This is a genomic window from Rhizobium sp. 62_C5_N11_2 (assembly GCF_051811185.1).
GTDB classification, from domain to species: Bacteria; Pseudomonadota; Alphaproteobacteria; order Rhizobiales; family Rhizobiaceae; genus Rhizobium; species Rhizobium leguminosarum.
Genome location: NZ_JBPWPW010000001.1, coordinates 3,867,640 through 3,891,355, shown reverse-complemented (window position 1 = coordinate 3,891,355; position 23,716 = coordinate 3,867,640). Strand labels below are relative to the sequence as shown.

17 protein-coding genes, 1 pseudogene and 1 riboswitch are annotated in these 23,716 nt (G+C 60.9%); of the genes and pseudogenes, 5 read left to right on the top strand and 13 right to left on the bottom strand.

Translation table 11 applies throughout. From position 1 onward, the window contains the following. Window positions 1-42: 42 nt before the first annotated feature. Window positions 43-1,731 carry an ABC transporter ATP-binding protein/permease gene (locus tag AB8B31_RS19180; protein WP_130759685.1) on the bottom strand — a complete coding sequence of 563 codons (1,689 nt, stop codon included), beginning with the start codon at window positions 1,729-1,731 and terminating at the stop codon, window positions 43-45. Window positions 1,732-2,278: 547 nt separating this feature from the next. On the opposite strand from AB8B31_RS19180, the pseudogene AB8B31_RS19175 reads away from it, so the two are divergent. Beyond that, window positions 2,279-4,802, top strand: a pseudogene (locus AB8B31_RS19175) (methyl-accepting chemotaxis protein). A 267-nt stretch (window positions 4,803-5,069) separates the two neighbouring features. Continuing rightward, complete coding sequence (locus tag AB8B31_RS19170) at window positions 5,070-5,882, top strand: hypothetical protein (RefSeq protein WP_026230668.1); 813 nt, start codon at window positions 5,070-5,072, stop codon at window positions 5,880-5,882. A gap of 92 nt (window positions 5,883-5,974) precedes the next feature. Here AB8B31_RS19170 and AB8B31_RS19165 read toward each other — a convergent pair whose 3' ends face one another. From AB8B31_RS19165 to AB8B31_RS19120, 10 genes are all read right to left on the bottom strand, one after another. Next, a complete protein-coding gene (locus AB8B31_RS19165) occupies window positions 5,975-9,145 on the bottom strand; it encodes an efflux RND transporter permease subunit (RefSeq protein WP_130759683.1) in 3,171 nt (1,056 codons plus the stop codon). A 41-nt stretch (window positions 9,146-9,186) separates the two neighbouring features. Continuing rightward, window positions 9,187-10,383 carry an efflux RND transporter periplasmic adaptor subunit gene (locus AB8B31_RS19160; RefSeq protein WP_026230669.1) on the bottom strand — a complete coding sequence of 399 codons (1,197 nt, stop codon included), beginning with the start codon at window positions 10,381-10,383 and terminating at the stop codon, window positions 9,187-9,189. Window positions 10,384-10,563: 180 nt separating this feature from the next. Next, window positions 10,564-11,328, bottom strand: a complete 765-nt coding sequence (locus AB8B31_RS19155) for a DUF4239 domain-containing protein (protein WP_026230670.1) — start codon at window positions 11,326-11,328, stop codon at window positions 10,564-10,566. 137 nt (window positions 11,329-11,465) lie between these two features. Further along, on the bottom strand, window positions 11,466-12,599 hold the full coding sequence (locus tag AB8B31_RS19150) for a calcium:proton antiporter (RefSeq protein ID WP_018243711.1): 1,134 nt from the start codon (window positions 12,597-12,599) through the stop codon (window positions 11,466-11,468). A gap of 294 nt (window positions 12,600-12,893) precedes the next feature. Further along, window positions 12,894-13,601, bottom strand: a complete 708-nt coding sequence (locus AB8B31_RS19145; RefSeq protein ID WP_018243710.1) for an SDR family NAD(P)-dependent oxidoreductase — start codon at window positions 13,599-13,601, stop codon at window positions 12,894-12,896. A gap of 177 nt (window positions 13,602-13,778) precedes the next feature. Continuing rightward, entirely contained in the window at window positions 13,779-14,129 is a 351-nt protein-coding gene (locus AB8B31_RS19140; protein ID WP_018243709.1) for a ribbon-helix-helix domain-containing protein, read from the bottom strand. A gap of 24 nt (window positions 14,130-14,153) precedes the next feature. Further along, a complete protein-coding gene (locus AB8B31_RS19135; protein WP_028734550.1) occupies window positions 14,154-14,750 on the bottom strand; it encodes a DJ-1/PfpI family protein in 597 nt (198 codons plus the stop codon). A 106-nt stretch (window positions 14,751-14,856) separates the two neighbouring features. After that, entirely contained in the window at window positions 14,857-15,249 is a 393-nt protein-coding gene (locus AB8B31_RS19130) for a DUF779 domain-containing protein (protein ID WP_130759682.1), read from the bottom strand. Window positions 15,250-15,416: 167 nt separating this feature from the next. Beyond that, window positions 15,417-16,925 carry an aldehyde dehydrogenase gene (adh, locus tag AB8B31_RS19125; RefSeq protein WP_130759681.1) on the bottom strand — a complete coding sequence of 503 codons (1,509 nt, stop codon included), beginning with the start codon at window positions 16,923-16,925 and terminating at the stop codon, window positions 15,417-15,419. Between the two features lie 166 nt (window positions 16,926-17,091). Continuing rightward, window positions 17,092-18,051 carry a helix-turn-helix domain-containing protein gene (locus AB8B31_RS19120; RefSeq protein ID WP_130759680.1) on the bottom strand — a complete coding sequence of 320 codons (960 nt, stop codon included), beginning with the start codon at window positions 18,049-18,051 and terminating at the stop codon, window positions 17,092-17,094. Between the two features lie 209 nt (window positions 18,052-18,260). Between AB8B31_RS19120 and msrB the strand changes: the two genes are divergently transcribed. Further along, complete coding sequence (msrB, locus tag AB8B31_RS19115) at window positions 18,261-18,746, top strand: peptide-methionine (R)-S-oxide reductase MsrB (protein WP_018243704.1); 486 nt, start codon at window positions 18,261-18,263, stop codon at window positions 18,744-18,746. A 49-nt stretch (window positions 18,747-18,795) separates the two neighbouring features. Here the strand turns inward: msrB and AB8B31_RS19110 are convergent, their stop codons facing one another. Both AB8B31_RS19110 and AB8B31_RS19105 read right to left on the bottom strand, forming a co-directional pair. Then, on the bottom strand, window positions 18,796-20,004 hold the full coding sequence (locus AB8B31_RS19110) for a TIGR03862 family flavoprotein (protein ID WP_130759679.1): 1,209 nt from the start codon (window positions 20,002-20,004) through the stop codon (window positions 18,796-18,798). 68 nt (window positions 20,005-20,072) lie between these two features. Then, complete coding sequence (locus AB8B31_RS19105; protein ID WP_130717990.1) at window positions 20,073-20,495, bottom strand: MerR family transcriptional regulator; 423 nt, start codon at window positions 20,493-20,495, stop codon at window positions 20,073-20,075. Window positions 20,496-20,566: 71 nt separating this feature from the next. On the opposite strand from AB8B31_RS19105, the gene AB8B31_RS19100 reads away from it, so the two are divergent. Both AB8B31_RS19100 and nrdH read left to right on the top strand, forming a co-directional pair. Further along, the gene (locus tag AB8B31_RS19100; RefSeq protein ID WP_130759678.1) at window positions 20,567-22,834 is read left to right on the top strand and encodes a heavy metal translocating P-type ATPase; all 2,268 of its coding nucleotides are present in this window, start codon (window positions 20,567-20,569) and stop codon (window positions 22,832-22,834) included. Between the two features lie 164 nt (window positions 22,835-22,998). Further along, window positions 22,999-23,222: riboswitch (cobalamin riboswitch) on the top strand. A 265-nt stretch (window positions 23,223-23,487) separates the two neighbouring features. After that, the gene (gene nrdH, locus AB8B31_RS19095) at window positions 23,488-23,709 is read left to right on the top strand and encodes a glutaredoxin-like protein NrdH (protein ID WP_018243700.1); all 222 of its coding nucleotides are present in this window, start codon (window positions 23,488-23,490) and stop codon (window positions 23,707-23,709) included. Window positions 23,710-23,716 lie beyond the last annotated feature (7 nt).

The following is a 23,716-nucleotide window of genomic DNA, read 5'->3' as shown; positions in this document are numbered from 1 at the left end:
GGGTGTACGACAACCAAATTAACGGCGTTGCCGCGCCCTGTCTCAGGCGCGGTTCACCGTCCATGTCCAGCTGCCATCCTCACCGCATTCCAACACCGCATCGTGGCAATCGCGCAGGACGTCAGTTTCCGCGTTGTTGATGCAGGTGATCGAATTATCAGAAAGTATCTGCAGGATCCTGGGAAATTGTTCGAGACCGAGCGTCGTGTCGATTCGATCCAGGAAGACGAACTGCGGGGCCGCGAGAAGAATATTGACGAGCGCGAGGAGCTGCTGCTCCTGCAGCGAAAGCAACTTTTCCCAATCCTTCTCGGCATGTAACCCGCCCGCTTGTGCTAGCACCCGTTCGAGATTGAGCTCGTGCAGGAGCTGGATGATGCGGTCGTCCGGGATTTTGCTCGAGCGTACGTTGCGTACGAGAATCTGGTGCAGCGTGCTTGTCGGCAGATAAGGCCGCTGAGGGAGAAAGAGTATATCGTCGGGACCTGGGCGAATGATGCGCCCGGAGCCCTTGAAGGAAATGCCGGCTGTCGCTCTAAACAGCGCGACGCGTGCAGCTTGAGCCGGCCCCGTGATCAAGACACGCATCCCGATGGGGATCGAAACCGACAAGTCTTTGACGAAAGGAACTTCGCTCGCCGATGACAGCAGAGTCAACGTCTCATAGGCCAGACGCCCTTTTTCTTCGACAATCGCGATACCTGATCCTACGGGTGCTCGTACCTGTTCTATAGCCTCCATCAGCGAGCTAAGCCGCGCCACGACCGCAGCGAACGTCGAGATGGACTGGAACTGGGTTATGATCAGCGAAAAAGCTCCCACCAGCATTGCGAAAGCTGCGCCGGACTGGGTGATCACGCCGAAGTCGATGTCCCCTCTCATGTAGGCAGGAGCAATGATTAAGGCGGGAATGATTTGGATCAGCCAGTTGTAACCCGTGGTGAAGAATCCCACGTTGCGATTGATCGCGGTGACTTTGCGAAAATTGGTGACCGCGTCCTCGAGTCGCTGCAGTAGACGAAAGCTCTGCTGTTCTTCGCAATGCGCCAGCACAATGGATTCGGCGTTTTCTCGAACTTGAATTAGGCCGGAGCGGAAGCTGGCCTCCTTGTCGAGCTGATCGTAGTTCAGTTTGATGAGCGGTCGCCCAAGCGCGATCGTCAGGTACGACCCGCAAGCGGCATACAGAACGGCCACCACAAACAGCAGGGGACTTATCGACCACAGCACACCGGAAAAGGCTATGATTGTGAGGCTGCTGTTGAGTACCATCAGGACGAAGGACAGCGTAGTGACCGTGAATACACGCATGTCCTCAGTGATCCGCTGGTCGGGGTGGCTAAGCTGTCCCGACACATCCAGCTGATAATAAGCCCTGTCGGCGAGATAGAGATTGATGGCCCGCCGGGTGAGGAATTCCCGCCAGAGCAGCGCAAGGCGTTCCTCAATGAACCGGGAGACGACCGCGACGATGGTGAATGCCGCAAAGACCCCGATATAGAATATTGCCTGCCGGATGAATTCGGGCGTTTCGCGATTGGCGATCGCGGTCATGAAGTTACGGCCAACGTAACTGTTGACGACGTTCAGGCTGCTGAGCGCGAACAAGAGCGCCACGAGCCCGGCAAACATCAAGCCAGCTTTGCTGCCGACCTCCGATGTCATGAAGACCCTGACCGCTCGTACGAAGCGAACGGCGGTCACCTTGAAGGGAATTTGTCGCGTGTCCATGGCATCCCTTTTGGCGAGCTCGAGTTACGAGTAGGAATGGCCTCTTAGTCGTTGGCAGCCCCAAAACCGAACGTCTATGAGAAGGCCGTAAAGTGAAGATCTGCGGGATAATCTGACCAATATACTCCCTCAACCGGCGGCCTGCTCACACTTCCTGTGACGTCGTCGGCGATGAATCGGCAATGAGGATCGCCTCCACGGCGAGATCGCGCATCAACAGACATACGCGGAGCGTGCAGCCAGCCATAGATGGGCGAATAAGCCCCTTGGCTCTTGATAAGAGATAATCGATACCAACTACGTCCTCGTAGAGCGGGTGCATTGCCTGTTCAGCGCAGACGACAAGGAGGGCTTTTTGCGTTTCCAGAAGTTCCTCAGCACGGGCCGCTTATGATTAATACCCGATCTGCTTACATGCTTGTTCGAGTGTCTGAACCACGCCCTTCTCCCCGATAGGCGAAGCGTGCATGGTCCTCGGATCAACTCATTTATCGGTTCTTAAGCAAAGAATGACAGCTTAGCTGCAATCGGTGGTGAGGGTGCATTCGTGGTAAATGGCTTGATGTCGCGGGTTCGCATTCAGACGAAGGTGCTCGTACTTTTGGCACCATTCGTCATTAGTCTATGCGCAGTGGGACTGACGGGGTACTACGCGTCCAGCCTGCTCGAGGGACGGATGGAGATCTCCAACCATGTCTTGCAGTCCCTGAACGGGTTCAAACATGTTTCTTCCAGCATGACCGGCTTTCTGATGAAACCGTCGCAGGAAGCTCGTGATACCGCGCTTGCGGACGCCCGAGAGCAACTGGCAAACCTGAAGCAGACGATCGAGAGGCTAAGGCCGACGACCGATGTGGGGCTTCTTGACCGGGCGCTTGATCAGTCGCAAATCATCCCGCAAAAGATCGAAGCGATCTGGCAAATCGAAACGGGACAGCAGAAAATTCTCAGTGATGTGGACGCTGCTTCCGCTGCACTACTTGACCTGCAAGGGCAGGTTGGCAAGCGCTCGTTCATGCTGATGGCCAGTGCGAAAAAGATGGAAAATGCCAACAAGAGCGGCCTGAGCAATTCCGTCTCCATCAGCGCCGCCGCCAGTGTCGCGACAAAACTTCGCAATGACTATACGAACGCGACGACGCCGGCTGACAAAGTAAGCCTGCTAGCCAAATATGCGCCCGATTTGCAAAAGGCAAAGGAGCAGCTTTCGCCTGCTGTAGCGACCGAAGCCCTCGCCGCGCAGTATGCCGCTGCTGTGGATGCCATCGCCAACGCTTCGAAGGTGTCGCCTGACATTTTGGATGTCCCAGCAACGGATACCGCCGTCGCCAATCTTGCTGCAACTGGCGACAGTCTCAAGACGATTGGCGACGATCTGATGCGGACCTCCGTGCTTGCGCTTGCCGCGTCGGACAAGGATATCTCTCAGGCGACGAATGTCGGCAACGAACTGCGCGCCATCGTTAACAGCAATAACGAGATCCGCGTCGGCTTCGCCGAACTCGCTGGCAATCCAGACGACGCGCGAGTGAAGAAAGTCCAGCAGTCGATCTACATGTATCAGACCGAGCTCGACCGTCTCGCCGGCGTGGTGAACGACGATCCGGTCTTTGCCGAAATTCCGAAGAAGGCTCAACCCGTCCTCGATCTGCTTGCGGCGGACGCGGCAGCGCTCTCCGAAGGTGCGGTGCGCAAGCTGGCTGAGTTCGACAGCGCTGCGGGGCAGATCGACAACACCTGGAACCTGCTTGCTCAATTCGCCGAGACGCAGAGGCAAAATGCTGGGCAGGATCGTCAACAGGCCAATAGGATATCCGGCGGCGCGATTGTCATTGGCATCCTGATTGCTATGACCGCAGGTGCCGCGCTGGTCGTCACCCTGAAGGGACCGATCACCCAGATTACCGCAGCGATGCGCAAGATCGCAGAGGGAAGGCTCGATACCACAATCACCGGCGAGGCACGGGGCGACGAAATCGGGGAAATGGCCCGTGCGCTTTCCGTCTTCAAACAAAATGCGCTGTCGAATGTCGAAATGGAACAACAGGCCGAGATCGCACGTAGTGATGCGGAATCTGAGCGCGCCCACAACGAACTCCAGCGACGTAGCGCCAAGGCCCAGGTTGACGCCGCAATTGAGGCGCTTGCAGACGGACTCACACGGCTGTCGCGCGGGGAGTTGAATTTTTCGATCGATACGCCCTTTGCCGCCGAACTCGACCGGATCCGTATCGATTTCAACATGTCGGTGGCGGGTCTCAGGGAGACGCTCTGCGATATCCGCGAGACGTCTTCCCTCATTAGCGACAATGGCCGACAGATGGCGGAAGCCGTTGATGACCTGGCCAGTCGAACGGAAAAGCAGGCGGCTGCACTTGAAGAAACCGCAGCGGCAGTGGAGGAGATTTCTTCCGCCGTCAACACCTCTTCAGGACGGGCAGCAGCAGCGCTTGCGCTTGTCCAACGCGCCAAACAGGGCGCCGACGCCTCGGCTTCAGTGGTCCAAGACGCGGTTTCGGCCATGGGACGGATTGAGGACGCGTCGGGCAAGATCGTTCAGATTGTCAGCGCCATCGACTCCATCGCTTTCCAGACCAATCTCTTGGCCCTGAACGCGGGAGTCGAAGCGGCGAGAGCCGGTGAGGCCGGCAAGGGCTTTGCTGTCGTGGCGCAGGAGGTGCGGGAGCTGGCGCAGCGATCGGCTCGCGCAGCCAAGGAAATCGGCGAGCTCATCAATAATTCCGTTCGAGAGGTTGCGTCCGGCTCCGAATTCGTCGGCCGCACGGGCGATGCGCTGACGGAGATTTCCAGCGAGATCGTCCACATCGTCGGCCATATTGAACTCATCGCCTCGTCAAGCCGCGAACAGGCAACGACACTTCATTCGATCAACGCGTCGGTGAACGATATTGATCGTATGACGCAGCAAAATGCGGCGATGGTGGAAGAGACGAATGCTGCCACCCAACAGCTATCGTCCGAGGCGCTTGCACTTACCGACATGATTGCACGCTTTCGGCTTGAAGGCCCGCGAGAGCCCGGCTTCAAGAGGATACGAGGCTGCGGCATGACGGCAGCACGTATTCGCAGAGCCTGTTAACTTGCTTTGATATGCATGGTTTCCGATCAGAAAGCTGATGAGTGATACGTTTCCCTTGATCAGTTTTCAGGCGCACGATCGTTGCTAAAATAGCAATATTCTAATATACGTGGAGCCGGCGTTTTAATATTTTCGCAACGGCAAGCAACGTCCCACCGAATGGCGGGCGTTTATTATCCTATTCAGCAGGGCGTTCGATTTCATGAAGTAGATCATGGATTTATAGGGGGAGGAATAAATGCGGCAATGGGCATCTTCTTTACTGACGGCTCCGCATGGAAGGCGTCGTCTTTGGTTTGCTGTCTTGGGATTGCCAGCGCTCTGTGTAGCGGCGTTCTCAGCTGGAGTCGCGTCCGCACAGGCGCCGACTGAAGAGCAGCGCAATGCGATCAGGGCGGAATGCCGATCCGATTTCATAGCGCAATGTTCAGGGGTGACGCCGGGCGGCATCGAGGCGCTCACTTGTCTACAACAGCATAATGCCACACTGTCGGCTGGCTGCCGGAAGGCGGTGTCGGCGGTGAGCAAACCCAAGTCGACATCCGCGGAGCCGGCTCCGGCTGCGCCCGCGACCACTGGGTCGACCACCCCAGCGCCGGCGACGGGCGCACCGGCACATCAGCCGACGCAGGCGCAGCGCAACGCCGTCAAATCGGCCTGCCAACGCGATTTCATGACGCAATGCTCGGGCGTCACACCGGGCGGCACGGAGGCACTCAGCTGCTTGCAACAGCACAATGCCGCTCTATCGGCGCCGTGCCAACAAGCCGTTGCGGCTTTAGGAGGATCAACTGGGGGAGGATCAGCCGGATCAAGCCCAGCCACCGGCGGTGCTGCTGCGACGGTTGCGACCACGCCTGCTCCTCGGGCCATGATGCCGGCCTTCTCGCCACGCGAGGAACTGATGATCCTGCGCGAAACCTGCGGATCGGATTTCCAGGCCCTATGCCGCATGGTGCCTTTGGGTGGAGGGCGGGGTATCGCTTGCCTGCGGGACAATCTGCAACGTGTGTCGCCTGCCTGCCACAGGGTACTGACCTCGGGATTATAGCGCTTGTTCGAAACTCGCACTGTGAAGTGCCGCCAACAACCTGCCCCGGCGCGAAACCGCAGGTGATCGCGCAACAGGTTGTTGCAACAGCCTTACTGAACCTTCGGCATCTCTGCCTCTGCGACGCCTGCGGCCTTTGCGCGGCCTTTCCAATATTCCTCGAGGCGCTGCAACACGACGTAAAAGGACGGTACGAAGAGCACAGCCAGGCAGGTCGAGGCGATCATGCCGCTGAAGACCGATATGCCGATTGACTTGCGGGCCGATGCGCCGGCGCCGGTCGCCAGCACCAGCGGCAGGACGCCGAGGATAAAGGCGAAGGAGGTCATCAGAATTGGCCGGAAGCGCAGGCGGGCGGCCTCGACGGCCGCGTCCAGGATTTCCATGCCTTCCGCCCGCTTTTCCCGCGCATATTCGACGATCAGGATGGCATTCTTCGATGCAAGCGCGATCAGCAGAATAAGGCCGATCTGCGTATAGAGATTGTTGGCAACGCCGGCTGCCGTGAGTGCTGCCACCGTGCCGAGGAGGGCGAGCGGCACGGCGAGAATGACGGCGAAAGGCAAGATCCAGCTTTCATACTGGCCCGCGAGCACGAAATAGACGAGGAGCATGGCGAGCGCGAAGATGAAATAGATCTGCCCTCCCACGGCCTTCTCCTGATAGGACAGCGCCGTCCACTCGAAACCTGTGCCCGGCGGCAGTGTGCGATCGGCAATCTGCTCCATGACGTCGAGCGACTGGCCGGAACTGAAGCCGGCGGCAGACCCACCAACGATGGTTGCTGTGGGGTAGAGATTGTAGAGGCTGATCAGAGACGGGCCTTGCGTCGTCGAGACATCGACGACCGTGCCGAGTGGCACCATCGTCCCGTCACCGGCTTTGACCTTCAGATTGCGGATGTCTTCGGCGCTGACCCGGAAATCGGAAGCGGCTTGCGCATAGACCTGGAAGGTGCGGCCAAATTTGTTGAACTGGGTCACATAGCTCGATCCGACATAGCCGGAGAGAGCGGAGAAGACCTGCCCCACCGTAATTCCCAGCGTCTCCGCCTTGATGCGATCGACGGAAACGGCGAGTTGCGGCACGTTCGAGCGAAAAGGCGTGCTCAGCCTTTGCAGCGACGATTGGGCACTGCCGTTCTTGACGATCGTATCGGCAAGCGATTGCAGCAGCGGGTAGTCGGAAATGCCGTTCCTGATTTCGACCTGCATGGTAAAGCCGCTGGCATTGCCGACGCCCTGGATCGGAGGCGGGACGATCACCAGCGTCTTGGCGGCCAGCACACTTTGCAGCGCGCTATTCAGATGCTGGTAGATGGACAGCAGATCCTCCCCCTTCTGCTTGCCGCGCTCGTCCCAATCTTTCAGCACGACATAGGCAACGCCGGCATTCTGCAGGCTGGCATTGTTATCGAGAACGGAAATGCCGCTGATGGTCAGCACCTGATCGACGCCGGGTGTGGCTTCGGCGATCTTGCCGACCTCTTCCATCACCGCGTCGGTGCGCTCTTTCGAGGCGCCGTCGGGCAACTGCGCGCTGATCAGCACATAGCCTTGATCCTCGATGGGCAGAAACGCAGTCGGTAGGCGGGCGAGCCCCCAGACGGCGACCCCGATCAGCGCAAATGCTGCTATGACCATGATACCGCTGTGGCGGGTCATCGATCCGATCAGTCCGGCATAGCTGCGTTCACCCCTGTCGTAGACCCTGTTGAAGCCGCGATAGAAGACGTTGCGTCTCTCTGGTGGGACAGGCGGGCGCAGCCAAAGCGCGCATTGCGTCGGTTTCAGGGTGACGGCATTGATCGCGCTGATCAGCGCCGTGGCTGCGATGACGAGGGCGAACTGCCGATAGAGCTGCCCGGTCAGGCCGGGCAGGAAGGCGGCCGGAATGAAAACGGCCATCAGCACCAGCGTAATGCCGATGACCGGGCCGAGCAGTTCCTCCATCGCCTTCTCGGCCGCCTGTCGGCCGGACATGCCCGCCTCGATGTGCCGGGCAACCCCTTCGACGATGACGATGGCATCATCGACGACGATGCCGATGGCGAGAACGATGGCAAACAGCGTCGACAGGTTGACGGTGAAGCCCAATGCCGCCATGGCCGCGAAGGCGCCGATGATGGTAACCGGAACGGTGGTTGCCGGCACGAGCATCGCCCGCCAATCCTGCAGGAAGACGAGAATGACGATGAGAACGAGAACACCCGCCTCGATCAAGGTGACGTAAACCTCGTTGATAGAGGCCTCGACGAATTTCGTCGTGTCGAACGGCACGTGATATTCGAGGCCCTGCGGGAAGCTCTTCGAGAGCTCCTGCATTTTCGTGTTCACCGCCTGGGCCACCGCGATGGCATTCGCCTCCGGCAGCTGAAAAATGCCGATACCGGCCGCCGGTCGACCGTTCTGCATGAAGGACTGGCTGTAGGTTTGGGCGCCGAGTTCGACGCGGCCGATATCGCGGATGCGGGTAACGCGGCCGCCCTGTCCGCTCTCGACCTTGACGATGATGTTTTCGTAGTCTGCCGCCTCGTTCAGCCGGCCATTGACGTTCAGCGTGTATTGGAAGACCTGCCCTTTCGGCACCGGCGGAATGCCGATCTGGCCGGCAGCGACCTCCTGGCTTTGCTGCTGCACGACGCTGACGACATCCTGCGGTGTCAGGCCGCGCGCCTGCAGCAGGTTCGGATCCATCCAGATTCGCATGGCATACTGGCCGGCGCCGAACACGGTAACGTTGCCGACACCCGGCAGGCGGGCAAGTTCATTCTGCAGGTTGATGACGGCATAGTTCGACAGGAACAGGCTGTCATAGCGGCTATCGGGCGAGGTCAGGGTGACGAAGCCGAGGATCGCCGTCGATTTCTTTTGCGTCGTCACGCCCTGAAGCTGCACCGCTTCGGGAAGCGATGACATCGCTATGGCAACGCGGTTTTGTACGAGAACCTGGGCCTGGTCCGGATCCGTTCCGATGGCAAAGGTCACGGTCAGCGAATAAGTGCCGTCGCTGGCGCTCGTCGACTGCATGTAGAGCATGTCCTGCACGCCGTTGACCTGTTGCTCGATCGGCAGCGCGACGGTGTCAACGAGGGTTTGGGCGTTGGCGCCCGGAAAGCGTGTCGTCACCTGTACCGTCGGCGGGACGACATTCGGATATTGCGCCACAGGCAGTTGGAAAAGGGCCACCGCGCCGATGAGCACGAAAACCAACGCCAGAACGTTGGCGAGTATCGGTCGCTCGATGAAGAAGCGCGAGATCATGCTGTTGTCCTTAGACGTTCAGATGAACCATGGTGGCGAATTCATTGCGTGGTGGTCTTGGCTTTGGCATCGCCGGCGGCAGCTGCCGGCGGGTTCATTTCTATTTTCTCGGGCGTGACCTTGCTGCCGGGGATGGCCTGCTGGATACCTTGGGTCACGACCCAGTCGGCCGGATCGAGACCGGAGTCGATGACGCGGAGCGCACCTTCACGCTGGCCGGTCTTGACCTGCTTCTGCTCGATGACGTCGTCCTTGCCGAGGACAAGCAGGTAGCTGCCCAACTGGTTCGTTCCGATGGCGTCGTCGCGCACCAGCAGAGCCTTGTCGTTATGGCCGACCGGCACCCGAACCCGCACGAAGAGACCGGGCAGCATGGCGCGGTCCTTGTTGTCGAACAGCGCGCGCACTTGAAGCGTGCCTGTGGAGGCATCGAGCTGCGGCGAGACGTAGTCGAGATGGCCCTTGTGCGGATAACCTTGTTCCGTCTGCAGGCCGATTTCCGCAGGAATGCTGGGAAGGTCCGTCTGCTTGAAGGTATGACCCTGCTTCGCCAGGCTTTCCTTGATAATCAGCACCTGAGTTTCGCTGACGTTGAAATAGGCATAAAGCGGATCCGTCTGCACGATGCTGGCGAGTTTGGTGGGGCCGGATACGCCGACAAGCGCACCGATATCAACGAGGTGATCCGTGACGGTGCCGTCGAAGGGGGCAAGCACCTCGGTATATCCGAGGTTGATCGTCGCGAGATCGAGATTGGCCTGAGCGTTGAGGATGGATGCATTCGCTTCGTCGAGCGTTGCCTTGGCGCTGTCGACTGCGGTCTGCGTGGTGACCTGTTGCTTCGACAGATTAAGCTGGCGGTCATACTCCTGCTTGGCGCCGACTTGGGAAGCCTGCTGCGAGGCGAGTGACGCCTTCGCCTGATCCAGTTGCGCCTGATAGGTGTCGCGCTCGATGCCGAAGAGCTTGGTGCCCTTCATTACCGTCATGCCGTCCTGGTAGTCGATCGATTGGATATAGCCCTGGACGCGCGCCTCGATATCGACAGCATTGAGCGGCGCGGTATTGCCGGTGAGTTCGAAATAGATCGTCACCGGCTGTTGCACCGGTTGGGCGACGCGTACTGGAGGTGGAGGAGGAGCAACGTAAGTATTGCCACTTTCCTCACAGCCAGCGAGAATTGCCATGCCGGCAAGCACCACGGACAGGTGCAGACCCTGATACAATCTCACACGCATTGCCGCCGCCCCGATGTTTACGAGCCCCAGTCTTCATGCGTGCCTCGGCGGAGACGACCCCTCTCCGAAAAGTTCCGGGCATGCGATATTATGTCGCGGCATTGCTGCAAATTGCAATAGCGGCTGGCGCACAATTAAACTGTGTCGAAGCTCACTCTCGACGGACGCCATGACGTGGCTCTAGGGTTTCCCGAGGCGTTCGATGGCAGACTGCAAAGGTGCATCCGAAACATGGACCAGCCCGACATAGGGATTGGCCATATCCGAAATCAGGAAAATCGCGCCCGCAACGGACAGGGCGCAAACAAGCAGAATTGACAGCACCGTCGGATTGGTCGGCGCCTGCAGCCCGAAGGTCGCGAAAAGCAGCGCGAGCCAACAGACGAGAACGGTAAGGAAGGCCCAGGGCAAACCCTCCTTACCGGATTCGACCAGCAGCCAGTGGGTTTCGGCTACCATGCCGCTCACCTCCAGAGCACGCGCCTGGAGAGAGCGCTGCGCCGCATCCTTCGGCGCCAGTGATCGAAGGTCGGCCTGAACCGACTCTATATCCTGATATTCTCCCAGCGCTTTGGCGGATGGCTCGTCGGTGGTTTCGGCAGTCCAGCCGCGGCTCAGTCGTTTCTCGATGAGTTCACGCAGCAATTGCCGCGCCTTGTCGGTTTCCGGCCCGTATTGCGCCATGACGCGGTCAAGCAGCAGTACCCGTGCAGCCGCCGTTCTCATCTCCACTTCGGCGTTGTCGTAGGTCGACTTGGCGGATGCGATCAGAAGGCCGAGCGCCAGGGCCGACAGCGTTCCCACCACTGCGGTTGCCAGCCTGATGGCGTCCTTGGATTCCGCATTGAGATGGTGATCGGGCAAGCGGGCACGCACGATCAATCCTATCGACGTCGCCATCGACAGACATAGAAATACAAGCCCGCCAACCACTAGTGAGCCCAAGTCCGGTCTCCGTATCGCCACGTAAGTCGTGCAGCCATCTTGCAAGCTGTGCCATAGCTCCCGTCATCATAGCGGAAGACAGACCAAGCGCGGGAATCTTTACTTGCTTGCCCTCGCGCGGTCGCCATCGGGCGGTTTCATTGCTGGAAAATGAGCAGCACGTAAGCCAGGAAAAGCACCAGATGGACAGCGCCTTGCATGAGATGCGTGCGGCCGCTGGCAAAGGTGATGATGCTGACGGCAAGAGTGAGCAGGAGCATCACCAGATCTCCATGCTCCAGGCCGAGTGTCACGGGGTGTCCATAAAGCTGACTGACAACAAGCATCGCCGGCACCGTCAGCCCGATCGTCGACAGCACCGAACCAAGGAAGATATTGACGGAACGCTGAAGATTATTGGCGATGGACGCACGCACGGCGCTGATTGCCTCAGGCGTAGCGACCAGGATGGCCATGACAACACCGCCAAATGCGGTTGGAGCATGCAGGGTTTCGATAATGTAATCGATCGGCAGGGCAAGCTGTTCGACGAGAAAGACGACGGGAGCCATATAGGCGAAAAGCAGAATGGCATGAGGCCAGACCGGTCCGTGGCGAGGGACACGTTCGCTGATGGGCTCGTGCCGGTTGCTGTCGTCAGTGAAATAGTCCCGATGGCGGCCGGCCTGAAGAAACAGAAACGTAGCGTAAAGGCCGACCGATATTATACCCAGTATCAGTTGTCTCGGTGCGGATGGATGCTGTCCGTCCGGGCCTGCAAGAAATGTCGGCATCACCAGGCTCAGGGTCGCCAGCGGTACGATGACCCCGAGATAGGCGTTGGCGCCCTGCAGATTATGTTGCTGTTCCGGTCGCCGCCATGCGCCCAGCAGCAAGGACAGACCGACCATGCCGTTCAGGATGATCATGACGACGGCGAACAGGGTGTCGCGCGCAAGCGTGGGATTGTTCTCGCCGTGAAGCATGACGGCTGATATTGCCATCACCTCGATCGAGGTGATGGCAAGCGTCAGAATGAGCGTGCCGTAGGGTTCCTTCAGCCGCTCAGCCAAATGATCCGCGTGCCGGACAACCGACAGAGCGGAGCCGAGGACGGCAGCGAACAGCCACGCGAAAACGACAGTGAACCAAAGCGGATCGGAAAGCTGCCCGAAGAGCTGCTCCTGGAAAACAAGAAACGCCAAGCTCGTTGCGACGCTGACGCCCAGGAACCATTCCTCGCGTAGCAGGCTGTTTGCGCCGACAGCGCGCAATGCCGGACCGTCTGTCATCGAAACCACCCGCCTTCTGGCAAATGCCGCCGCAATGCGATCCTCACGACCATTGTGTCCGCCCGCTGTCTTGTGCCCGTCGCATGAGCGGGCGGAGACGAGGCTGCCTTAAGGCGAACCGAACCTCAAGCCAGATCGTGTGTCACTGATTAAAACTCGCAGGTCTCTGTAGTCTCATCACCCATTGCTCACGACAAACGGACTGCCGCCGAAACGGAAGGCAAGGCGAGGCCGGCCAAAGCTCGGCGCGGCGGTTGAAGCGCGTTTCGACGGCGGCTCACGCCGCGTCTTCCACTATTCGCGGCCGGTCGCGGGGATTGCTGCGCCAGTGACGACGGCTGCGGCCGGCGAAATCAGGAAGGCGATGAGGCGGGCGATCGATTGCGGCGACACCCAGCCATCGGTCTTCGCATCGGGCATGGCCGCGCGATTCTCAGGCGTGTCGATTGTCCCGGGCAGGATGCAGTTGGCGGTGATGCGGTCGTCGCGGCATTCGGCAGCGATCGCCTCGGTCAGACGGATGACAGCGGCTTTCGAGGCGGCGTAAGCGGCCTGCTTGGCGCCGGCCTTCAGGCCGGGCGCGGCGGCGATATGAACGATGCGGCCGTAGCCCGCGGCCTTCATGGTCGGGAGAACCGCGGCGCTGATCGTCAGCGCGGTGCGGGCGTTTGCGGTCATCATCGTCTCCCACTGCGCGGGGGCCTCCGGCCCGACCGGCCCCATCTGGAAACCGCCGACGGTATTGACCAATGCGCTGACACCGCCGAAGCGCTTTACGGCCCGGGCGACGGCGGCGGCGCAGGAAGCATAATCGGTGAGATCCGTTCCGGCGATCGACAGAAACTCGGTGGAGGCAGGAAGATCACCGGCCAAGGCTTCCAGCTCACTGCTCGAACGGTTCATGCAGACGAGTTTTGCGCCGGCGTTGGCAAGCTCGCGGACAACGGCGCTGCCGAGGTTGCCGCCGGCTCCGGTGACGATCACGGCTTTCTGGTCGTTCATGGCAATCGATCTCCTGACGGTGCCGGTGCTGGATGATGCCGCGCATTGTTGATCCAGGCTGGCCGGCAGTGCAAGCCCGCTGGGGAAGACCAGGTCAGACATCTTGCGGAACTGCCCGAGGAGTTATCCGCGGGCAGTTCCGTCCGTCATTGTCCGATGGTCCGGTCGGACCGGCTTTCAGTGATACTTCGCCCGTTCTCGGCCGAGAATTCCAGGGGCGTCGAGACCGGAGATTGGGCGGGTGACGTCGGCCGGGATGTCACCTGCGAGCTGCAGGTCGAGATAGCGGGCGCAGCAGACCCGCAGGAAGGATGTGAAGTTTCCAAGATCATGGCCGGCATCGATCGATTCATGATGCAGCCGGGTGATCAGCTGGACGACGTTCATGCCGTCGCGGCGGGCGATCTCCTCGAGCTTCGACCAGAAGAAATTCTCCAGCCTGACGCTGGTGACCATGCCGTCGATGCGCAGTGACCGGGTGGCGCTTTCCCAGAGCCGCGCATCCGCCTTGATGAACAATTCACACATGTCGTCCTCCCGGTGCCGCCCTTCTTAGGCGGCGTTGGTTTCCAGCAGTGCTGCGGCATCGAGCACGGCCATGAACTGACGCAGCCACGAGGGATGGGCGGGCCAGGCGGGTGCCGTGACCAGATTGCCGTCCGAGACTGCATCGCTGATAGCGATGTCGGCATAGATGCCGCCGGCAAGTTCGACTTCCGGCCGGCAGGCGGGATAGGCCGAGCAGGTGCGGCCCTTCAAAACCCCGGCAGCGGCAAGCAGCTGTGCGCCGTGGCAGATGGCGGCGACGGGTTTTCCGGCGTCGAAGAAGTGTCGCACGGATTTGATGACCTCGGCATTGAGGCGCAGATATTCGGGCGCCCGCCCGCCGGGGATGACGAGCGCATCGTAATCTTCGGCGCGCACGCTGTCGAAGGTGGCATTCAGAGCGAAATTATGGCCGCGTTTTTCGGAATAGGTCTGGTCGCCTTCGAAATCGTGAATGGCAGTGGCGATGGTCTCGCCGGCCTTCTTGCCGGGGCAGACGGCGTCGACTGTGTAGCCGCAGGCGAGCAGCGTCTGGAACGGCACCATCGTTTCGTAATCTTCGGTGAAATCACCGGTGATCATCAGGATCTTTGAGGCTGGCATCGTTTCCTCCCTTTGAAACCAACTGGCGGAGAGTAGCAAACAGCGACAGAGTGCAGGTACTATGGGAATACTACAGGCAAAATTCGTACCCGATAAGGCGACGGCATTAAACCGCCCTGACCTTCACATCAGGCACTGTGCAAGCCTCGCCGCCGCCAAAGAGGCGGGAGCGGGTCAGGAAGCGTTTCTCCCGGCCATTGTCGAGCGAGAACATGCCGCCGCGGCCCGGTACGACGTCGATGATCAGCTGCGTATGCTTCCATGCCTCGAACTGGCTGGCGCTGATGTAGACCGGTACGCCGCCGATCTCGCCGAGCTTGACGTCGTTGTCGCCGATCATGAATTCATTAGTCGGATAACACATCGGCGAGGAGCCGTCGCAGCAGCCGCCGGACTGGTGGAAGAGGATATCGGGATGATCCCGCTTGATTTCTGCGACCAAATCGAGAGCTGTGTCGGTTGCGAGAACACGCGCTTCGCCGTTGACGGTGGTTTCCATGGCTGCCTCCTCCGGCGGATAACCCCGAAAATCGGATCGATTTTCGGAAAGGTTATACGCAAATTCAAAGCGTTAGAGCGTCCTACGGGATGCGTGCCGCTCTAAAGACAAGGCCTTCTCCCCGTGTCGGGGGAGAAGGCTTTTCATCATAACATCATCGGCTGCTCTCAGAAGAAGCCGAGTGCTTTCGGGCTGTAGCTCACCAGCATGTTCTTGGTCTGCTGGTAGTGGTCGAGCATCATCTTGTGGGTTTCACGACCGATGCCCGACTGCTTGTAGCCGCCGAAGGCGGCATGGGCCGGGTAGGCGTGGTAGCAGTTGGTCCAGACTCGGCCGGCCTGGATCTCGCGGCCGAAACGATAGCAGCGATTGGCGTCGCGGCTCCAGACACCGGCGCCGAGGCCGTAGAGCGTGTCGTTGGCGATTTCGAGCGCCTCCTTCTCGTTCTTGAAGGTTGTGACCGAAACCACCGGTCCGAAGATCTCCTCCTGGAACACACGCATCTTGTTGTGACCCTTGAAGATCGTCGGCTTGACATAATAGCCGTTCGCCAACTCGCCGCCGAGATCGTTGCGCGAGCCGCCGGTCAGTACCTCGGCGCCTTCCTGCTTGCCGATGTCGAGATAGGCGAGGATCTTTTCCAGCTGCTCCGTCGAAGCCTGGGCGCCGATCATCGTCGCGGTGTCGAGCGGGTTGCCCTGCTTGATCGCCTCAACGCGTTTCACGGCCTTTTCCATGAAGCGGTCGTAGATCGATTCCTGGACGAGGGCGCGGCTCGGGCAAGTGCAGACTTCGCCCTGGTTGAGGGCAAACATCGCAAAGCCTTCGAGCGCCTTGTCGAGGAAGTCGTCGTCCTCGGCCATCACATCGGCGAAGAAGATGTTCGGCGACTTGCCGCCGAGCTCCAATGTCACCGGAATGAGGTTCTGGCTGGCATACTGCATGATCAGCCGGCCGGTCGTCGTCTCGCCGGTGAAGGCGATCTTGGCGACGCGCGGGCTGGTCGCCAGCGGCTTGCCGGCTTCTATGCCGAAGCCGTTGACGATGTTGAGCACGCCGGGCGGCAGCAGATCGCCGACGATCTCGGCCCAGAGCAGGATCGAGGCCGGTGTCTGCTCGGCGGGCTTCAGCACGACGCAGTTGCCGGCGGCAAGTGCAGGTGCCAGCTTCCAGGTGGCCATCAGGATCGGGAAGTTCCACGGGATGATCTGACCGACGACGCCGAGTGGCTCATGGAAGTGATAGGCGACGGTATCGTGGTCGATCTCGCCGATCGAACCCTCCTGGGCGCGAATGCAGGAGGCGAAGTAGCGGAAGTGGTCGATCGCCAGCGGAATGTCGGCCGCCATGGTTTCGCGGATCGGCTTGCCATTGTCCCAGGTCTCGGCCTGGGCGAGCAATTCCAGCTTGTCTTCCATGCGCTGGGCAATCTTCATGAGGATATTGGAGCGCTCGGCAGCGGAGGTGCGGCCCCATTTTTCCTTTGCCGCATGGGCGGCGTCGAGCGCGAGATTGATATCCTTTTCATTGGAGCGGGGAATGTCGCAGAGCTTGCCGCCGGTGACGGGCGTGAGGTTTTCGAAGTATTTGCCTTCGACCGGCTCGCGCCACTCGCCGCCGATATAGTTGCCGTATTTCAGCTTGAACGGCGACTCGACGATTTTCTGATGAAGCATGTCATCCTCCCTTGATGATCCAGGTTCCCAAGCGAACCAGTGAGAGGAAAATGAGCATGTTTTGGGGGAAGGAACAGGGCGGGTCTTCCATACCGCAGTGCACAGTGTCGCAGACCTGCGACAGCATCGGGTCACGATTGCTCCAGGAGCGGGACCTTTGCTCCGATCAGTGGAGATCGAGCTTCTTCATCTTCCTGTGTAGTGTGGCGCGGCTGATGCCGAGCGCGATCGCCGCCTGCGAAACATTGCCGCCGGCGCGCGACAGCGCCCGCAGCAGTGCCGCCTTCTCCGCCTCGACCATCTCGTCCTGCTGGGAAACGCCAGCCTCGCGCAGGGCATCGGCTGCCGGAATGCCGGCGGCGATGCGTTTGTCGTCCAGCTGCAACGCGACGCGGGCGGCGCGCGTCGCGCCGAGCACCAAATCGTGCCTGTCGACGGCCAGCAAAGCGGCGGCGGAATTGGTGCCGGCCGGGACCATCAGGAAACGGGCGCCGGCAAAGGCCGAGCGGAAGAGGTTGAGCTCGATGCGCATCGCTGCATCGCGCACGGTCTGCGTCAGGATCGCCAGCGTCATCTCGTTGACGTCTTCGCGACATGCGGAGATGTCGAGGGCTGCGGCCACCCGGCCACGATGATCGCGAATCGGCGCCGTCGTGCAGCTGAGGCTGGTATTCGAGCTGAAAAAATGCTGATCGCGGAAGATGGCGACGGCACGCTCGTCGGCAAGTGCAGTGCCGATACCGTTGGTGCCGATGCTGGCCTCTGTCCAGACCGAGCCGGTCCAGAGGCCGAGTTCGCGGAATTCCTTGTCGTCGCCGGCAGCGCCCCGGCGCTCCAGCGCGATGCCGTTCTTGTCGGTCAGAAGCAGGCAACAGCCGGCCCTGCCAACGGTGGTAAAGAGGCGATCGAGCTCTTCCGTCGCGCTGGCGATCAGCTGATCGGACTGCTCGCGCGCACGGCGGAATTCCAGGTCGGTGAGGCGCAGTGGAGCCCGCTGGTCCTCGGGGGCGAGCTGGTGCATGGTCATGCACCGCCGCCATGAGGCGACAACAGGAGAACTGGCTGCCGCAGAGTCGCGCTGGGCAGACGTGTAGACGTACTCGGCGTGCGCTGAGTGTTCGTGCATCGGCTCCTCCCACCGAATTTCAGCACACTCTGATGGAAAAGCGGCTGGTTTGCAATCGGCCGGCGCTGGCGCTCGTCAGCGTGCGGCGCCTCCTGACGAAAGTGGCTGAAATCACGTTTCGGTGTTTGGGCAGCCATGGCGTAACAAATGACCCCTCTCCCTCGTAGTTCTGTACAGAAGCAAGGTTTGCCAGATGAGGAGATCCGACCATGCTGAACAGACGATTGTTGCTGATGGGCGCTGCTTTTGGGGCGCTTGCGGTTCGCTCAGGCCCGGCCGGCAAGGCAATCGCCGGCGAGAGGTTTGCGGTGACCCACACCGAGGAGGAATGGCGCAAGCTGCTGACGCCGGATCAATATGTCATCCTGCGCCAGGCGGGGACGGAACATCCCTTCACCAGTGCCTTGCTGCATGAGGAGCGAAAGGGCAATTTCGCCTGCGCCGGCTGCGACCAGGACCTCTTTTCCTCGACCACCAAATTCGACAGCGGCACTGGCTGGCCGAGCTTCTGGGCGCCGCTTGAAAATGCCGTCGGCACGACCGGCGACACGACCTTCAGCATGGCACGTACCGCCGTGCACTGCAGCCGTTGCGGCGGTCACCTCGGCCATGTCTTCGATGACGGCCCGAAGCCAACCGGGCTTCGCTACTGCATGAATGGTCTCGCTATGACCTTCCATCCGGCCTCGGTCTGATTGAGGATGATCTTGTTGTTTTGCCTCAAGGCTGACAGCTTCCAGCGCTCTAGCGCTGCAACCAGGCCTCGATGCCACGGGCTGCCGCCCGGCCGGTCGCTAGGCAGGCGGTGAGGAGATAGCCACCAGTCGGCGCCTCCCAGTCGAGCATTTCGCCGGCGACGAAGGTGCCCGGCAGTGCCTTCAACATGTAGCTTTCGTCGACGCCGGTCCAGCGGATGCCGCCGGCTGAGGAGATCGCTTCGGCGATCGGGCGGGTTTCGATCACCGGCACCGGCAGAGCCTTGATCATGCGGGCGAGACGCTCCGGATCGGCTCGGTCGCGCTCGGCAGCGAGTTCGCGCAGCAGCGCCGCCTTGACGCCGTTGAGGCCGGCGCCCTTGCGCAGGCGGTTTGAAAAGCTCGATTTAGCGTCCTGCCGCGCAAGGTCGCGGCTCAACCTGTCGATGGTGCGGCCGGGTGCAAGGTCGAGGGTCAGGGAAGCGCTGCCATGGTTCAGCAGCCGGTCGCGCAACGCGGCCGTATGGGTATAGACGAGGCTGCCTTCGATGCCGCTGCCGGTGATGACGAATTCGCCGGGAAAAGTGCCGGCCTCGGACGTGGCGGTGACTGATTTTACCGGCTCGCCGGCGAAACGCTCGCTGAAGTTCCCGCTCCATCCGACGACGAAGCCGCAATTGGCGGGTTGAAAAGTGTCAATTTCCACACCCCTGCCGGCCAGCCAAGGTACCCAGGTAGCATCCGAGCCGAGGCGCGGCCAGCTTGCGCCGCCGAGCGCCAGCAGGGCTGCGTCGCAATGGACGATGCCGCGCCCTTCGGGCGTTTCGAAAACATAGCCGTCTTCGGCAAAACCGGTCCAGCGGTGGCGGGTGCGCAGCGTGGCGCCCTGTGCCTCCAGCCGCCTGAGCCAGGCGCGCAGCAAAGGCGAGGCCTTCATCACCTTCGGAAAAACCCGGCCGGACGAGCCGATGAAGGTTTCCGTCCCGAGCTCGCTTGCCCAATTCCTGATATCATCAGGGGTAAAGGCATCAAGAGCGGGGCGCAGACGGGCGGAGGCCGCTCCGAAGCGCGTGGTGAAACGGGCATAATCCTCGGAATGGGTGATGTTGAGACCGGACTTGCCGGCCAGCAGAAACTTGCGGGCAAAGGTCGGCATGGCGTCATAGACGGTCACCGCATGACCGGAACGGGAAAGCAGTTCGGCAGCCGCTAGACCCGCCGGGCCGCCGCCGATGATTGCAATCCGCTTCTGGTTCATTGATGTCTTCGCCCGATTCTGTCTCGTTCAGTTTTGGCGCGGTCGCGGATCGCCTGCAAGGGCGGAGATCAGTGGTGGGGATGCGTGCACTGGCCGTGGTCGGCGAGAACCTCGATGACGCGGCATTGATCGACGCGGCCGTGGCCGCAGCCTTCCACCATGGTTTCCAGCTCGGCTTTCAGCGCCATCAGGCTGCGGATGCGCTGCTCGACCTCGATGAGGCGGGCCTTGGCGATGGCGTCGGCCGAGGCACAGGATTGGTGCGGATCATCCTGCAGGGTGAGCAGCGTGCGGATCGCCTCGATCTCGAATCCGAGTTCGCGGGCGTGGCGGATGAAGGCGAGGCGGCTGATATCGGTGGGTTCGAAGGAGCGCTGGTTGCCCTCGCTGCGGCTCGGCGCCGCGAGCAGCCCGATGCTCTCGTAATAACGCACTGTCGGTACCTTGACGCCACTCTGGCGGGCGGCTTCACCGATCGTGATCCTTTTCATAATTTTCCTCTTGCACCTCTAGTCGCTAGAGGATGTAGGAGGGATGCTTCTACTTGACAAGGAAGCGGTTCATGGCTGAGAGCGAAACACGATACCGGGTTGGCGGCATGGATTGCGCCGCCTGCGCAACCAAGATCGATACGGCGGTCAGGCGCGTGGCGGGTGTCGCCGATGTTTCCGTCTCGGTGATGGCGGGCACGATGACCGTCCGGCATGATGGCAGCAGCGATCTCAAGACGATTGAGAAGAAGGTGACCGGGCTCGGCTATTCCGTCGCGCCGCTTGCCGGAAACGCTGCGCTTGCGCATGAACACGGCTCGCAGCACCGTCATGACCATGGACATGATCACGGTGATCACGCGGGCCATGACCACGACCATGAAGGGCACGATCATGCAAGTCATGACCACGACCATTCTCACGAACATGGCGAGAAGGAAATCGAGGGGCTGCACGGGCACGACCATGCGCCGATGGCCGGTCCCTGGTGGCAGAGCAGGAAAGGCCGGCTGACCATCCTTTCGGGTGCGGCACTCGTTGCCGCCTATGCCGTCGGCCATCTCGTGCCGGCGATTGCGTCCTATGTCTTCATCGTCGCCATGCTGATCGGGCTGGTGCCGATCGCTCGGCGCGCTGTCATGGCTGCCCTCTCAGGAACACCGTTTTCGATCGAGATGCTGATGACGATCGCCGCTGTCGGCGCCGTCATCATCAATGCCGGCGAAGAGGCGGCAACTGTCGTGTTCCTGTTCCTCGTTGGCGAGCTGCTGGAAGGGGTGGCAGCGGGCAAGGCGCGCGAAAGCATCCAGTCGCTGACGGCCCTGGTGCCGAAGAGTGCGCTACTCGAAGACAATGGGCAGACACGGGAGGTGCCGGCGGAAAGCCTTTCGGTCGGCGCCATCATCATGGTTCGTCCTGGCGACCGGATCTCGGCGGACGGCATCATCATCTCAGGCGAGAGCGCGATCGACGAGGCGCCGGTGACGGGCGAGAGTACGCCGGTTCGCAAGGGCGTCGATGCCGTCGTTTTTGCCGGCACGGTGAATGGCGATGCGGTGCTCAGGGTTCGCGTCACGGCGGCTGCCGCCGACAATACCATCGCCCGCGTCGTCAAGCTGGTGGAGGAAGCTCAGGAATCGAAGGCGCCGACCGAACGCTTCATCGATCGGTTCTCGCGCTATTACACGCCCGGCGTCGTCGTGGTCGCAGCGCTTGTCGCGGTCGTTCCACCGTTGCTGTTCGCTGGGCCGTGGGGCGAATGGGTCTATAAGGGCCTTGCGATCCTTTTGATCGGCTGCCCCTGCGCGCTCGTCATCTCGACGCCGGCGGCGATCGCCGCCTCGCTTTCATCCGGTGCGCGGCGCGGGCTGCTGATGAAGGGCGGCGCGGTGTTGGAAACGCTCGGCAAGGTGACGATGGTCGCCTTCGACAAGACAGGCACGCTGACAGAAGGCAAGCCTCAGGTGACCGACATCATTTCCTTTGGCCTGAGCGAGGCGCAGGTGCTGTCGCGCGCGGCGGTGCTGGAGCAGGGTTCCAGCCATCCGCTGGCGCTGGCGATCCTCAACCGCGCCAAGACGGACGGCGTTCCCGTGCCGCCGGCCTTCGAGCTTGAAGCGCTGCCGGGCAAGGGTGTCAGCGGCAAAGTCGGCGGTGAGGCGCTGGATCTGCTGTCGCCACCTGCCGCCCGCGAGCGCGGGACGCTCAGCGCGGAACAGGATGCACGCATCACGGCGCTGAACGACGAGGGCAAGAGCGTGTCGGTGCTGCTCGTCAACGGTGTTGCGGCCGGCCTGATCGCCATGCGTGACGAGCCGCGTGAGGATGCCGAGGCCGGGCTCGCTGCCCTCAAATCAGCAGGCGTCAAGGCGATGATGTTGACGGGCGACAACAAGCGGACGGCAGCAGCCGTTGCCGGCATGCTCGGCATCGACTGGCGCGGCGAGATGATGCCAGAGGATAAGCAGCGGGTCGTTGGCGAATTGAAGCGCCAGGGCTTCATCGTGGCCAAGGTCGGCGACGGCATCAACGATGCTCCGGCGCTGGCCGCTGCCGACATCGGCATCGCCATGGGCGGCGGCACCGATGTGGCGCTGGAGACGGCGGATGCTGCCGTGCTGCACGGACGCGTTGGCGACGTGGCGCGGATGATCGAACTTTCCAAACGCACGATGCGCAACATCCTGCAGAATATCACCATCGCACTCGGGCTGAAGGCGCTGTTTCTGGTGACGACGATCATAGGGATCACCGGGCTCTGGCCAGCGATTCTTGCCGATACCGGCGCCACCGTGCTGGTGACGATCAATGCACTGCGGTTGCTTCGGATAAAAATATGAATGTCGTTTGAGGAGCCGGCTTCTGCCGGCTCTCTTTATGATGCGTTCTCCACAGCGCTTTTCCGTTAACGCTTCGTTATCCACATCATACACAGGCGCGGCGATTCGTTGCCGCCATTGTTGCGCCGCCACAACAACTTGTTGACGTCATGATCGATTCGCGTACCATATCTAGTGTTCGAGGTTCCGTCGATTCGTGAGGATCGGTGACTAAGACGGGAATTCGGTGCGCTTCGCCATCATGGCGCGGCAATGCCGGGGCTGCCCCCGCAACTGTAAGCGGCGAGCAACTGTCCGATTTCAGGTCACTGGAGCATGATGCTCCGGGAAGGCTGGGCAGGCGCTTTGACCCGTGAGCCAGGAGACCTGCCTCGAACGAAACGTCCACGGGCGGGGTGTCCGGAAGGTCGCGTTGCATGGCTGCGGGGAATCTCCGCATCGCGTTTCGCAGGCCCGAACCTCCTCATGAGCCACTTCGGGGTGAAGTCATGTCAGAATTTCAGTTCAGGCCGCCACCCGCTAGAGGTAGAGGGCGGAGTACGCCCAGCGGCTAAACAGCCGCACAGCTCAAAATCATCAGAGAATTTTTCGACGGATATCGACAGATTTCCGATCGATGTCCTGCGCCCAATCGCATCGTCACGAGGAATATCATGACCATTACCGTCTACAGCAAGCCTGCCTGCGTCCAGTGCACTGCCACCTACCGCGCCCTCGACCGTCTGGGCGTCGATTATGACATCGTCGATATCTCGCAGGATGCCGAAGCGCTCGATCGCGTCCGCAGCCTCGGCTACATGCAGGCGCCTGTCGTCATCGCCGGCGAGCAGCATTGGGCGGGCTTCCGTCCCGACATGATCAGCGCGCTCTCCTGACCTGAGG

Excerpts from the sequence above, each read along its gene's own strand:
- AB8B31_RS19180 (WP_130759685.1), bottom strand. The coding sequence starts at position 1,731 with ATGGACACGCGACAAATTCCCTTCAAGGTGACCGCCGTTCGCTTCGTA.
- AB8B31_RS19170 (WP_026230668.1), top strand. The coding sequence starts at position 5,070 with ATGCGGCAATGGGCATCTTCTTTACTGACGGCTCCGCATGGAAGGCGT.
- AB8B31_RS19165 (WP_130759683.1), bottom strand. The coding sequence starts at position 9,145 with ATGATCTCGCGCTTCTTCATCGAGCGACCGATACTCGCCAACGTTCTG.
- AB8B31_RS19160 (WP_026230669.1), bottom strand. The coding sequence starts at position 10,383 with ATGCGTGTGAGATTGTATCAGGGTCTGCACCTGTCCGTGGTGCTTGCC.
- AB8B31_RS19150 (WP_018243711.1), bottom strand. The coding sequence starts at position 12,599 with ATGACAGACGGTCCGGCATTGCGCGCTGTCGGCGCAAACAGCCTGCTA.
- AB8B31_RS19145 (WP_018243710.1), bottom strand. The coding sequence starts at position 13,601 with ATGAACGACCAGAAAGCCGTGATCGTCACCGGAGCCGGCGGCAACCTC.
- AB8B31_RS19140 (WP_018243709.1), bottom strand. The coding sequence starts at position 14,129 with ATGTGTGAATTGTTCATCAAGGCGGATGCGCGGCTCTGGGAAAGCGCC.
- AB8B31_RS19135 (WP_028734550.1), bottom strand. The coding sequence starts at position 14,750 with ATGCCAGCCTCAAAGATCCTGATGATCACCGGTGATTTCACCGAAGAT.
- AB8B31_RS19130 (WP_130759682.1), bottom strand. The coding sequence starts at position 15,249 with ATGGAAACCACCGTCAACGGCGAAGCGCGTGTTCTCGCAACCGACACA.
- adh (WP_130759681.1), bottom strand. The coding sequence starts at position 16,925 with ATGCTTCATCAGAAAATCGTCGAGTCGCCGTTCAAGCTGAAATACGGC.
- AB8B31_RS19120 (WP_130759680.1), bottom strand. The coding sequence starts at position 18,051 with ATGCACGAACACTCAGCGCACGCCGAGTACGTCTACACGTCTGCCCAG.
- msrB (WP_018243704.1), top strand. The coding sequence starts at position 18,261 with ATGCTGAACAGACGATTGTTGCTGATGGGCGCTGCTTTTGGGGCGCTT.
- AB8B31_RS19110 (WP_130759679.1), bottom strand. The coding sequence starts at position 20,004 with ATGAACCAGAAGCGGATTGCAATCATCGGCGGCGGCCCGGCGGGTCTA.
- AB8B31_RS19105 (WP_130717990.1), bottom strand. The coding sequence starts at position 20,495 with ATGAAAAGGATCACGATCGGTGAAGCCGCCCGCCAGAGTGGCGTCAAG.
- AB8B31_RS19100 (WP_130759678.1), top strand. The coding sequence starts at position 20,567 with ATGGCTGAGAGCGAAACACGATACCGGGTTGGCGGCATGGATTGCGCC.
- nrdH (WP_018243700.1), top strand. The coding sequence starts at position 23,488 with ATGACCATTACCGTCTACAGCAAGCCTGCCTGCGTCCAGTGCACTGCC.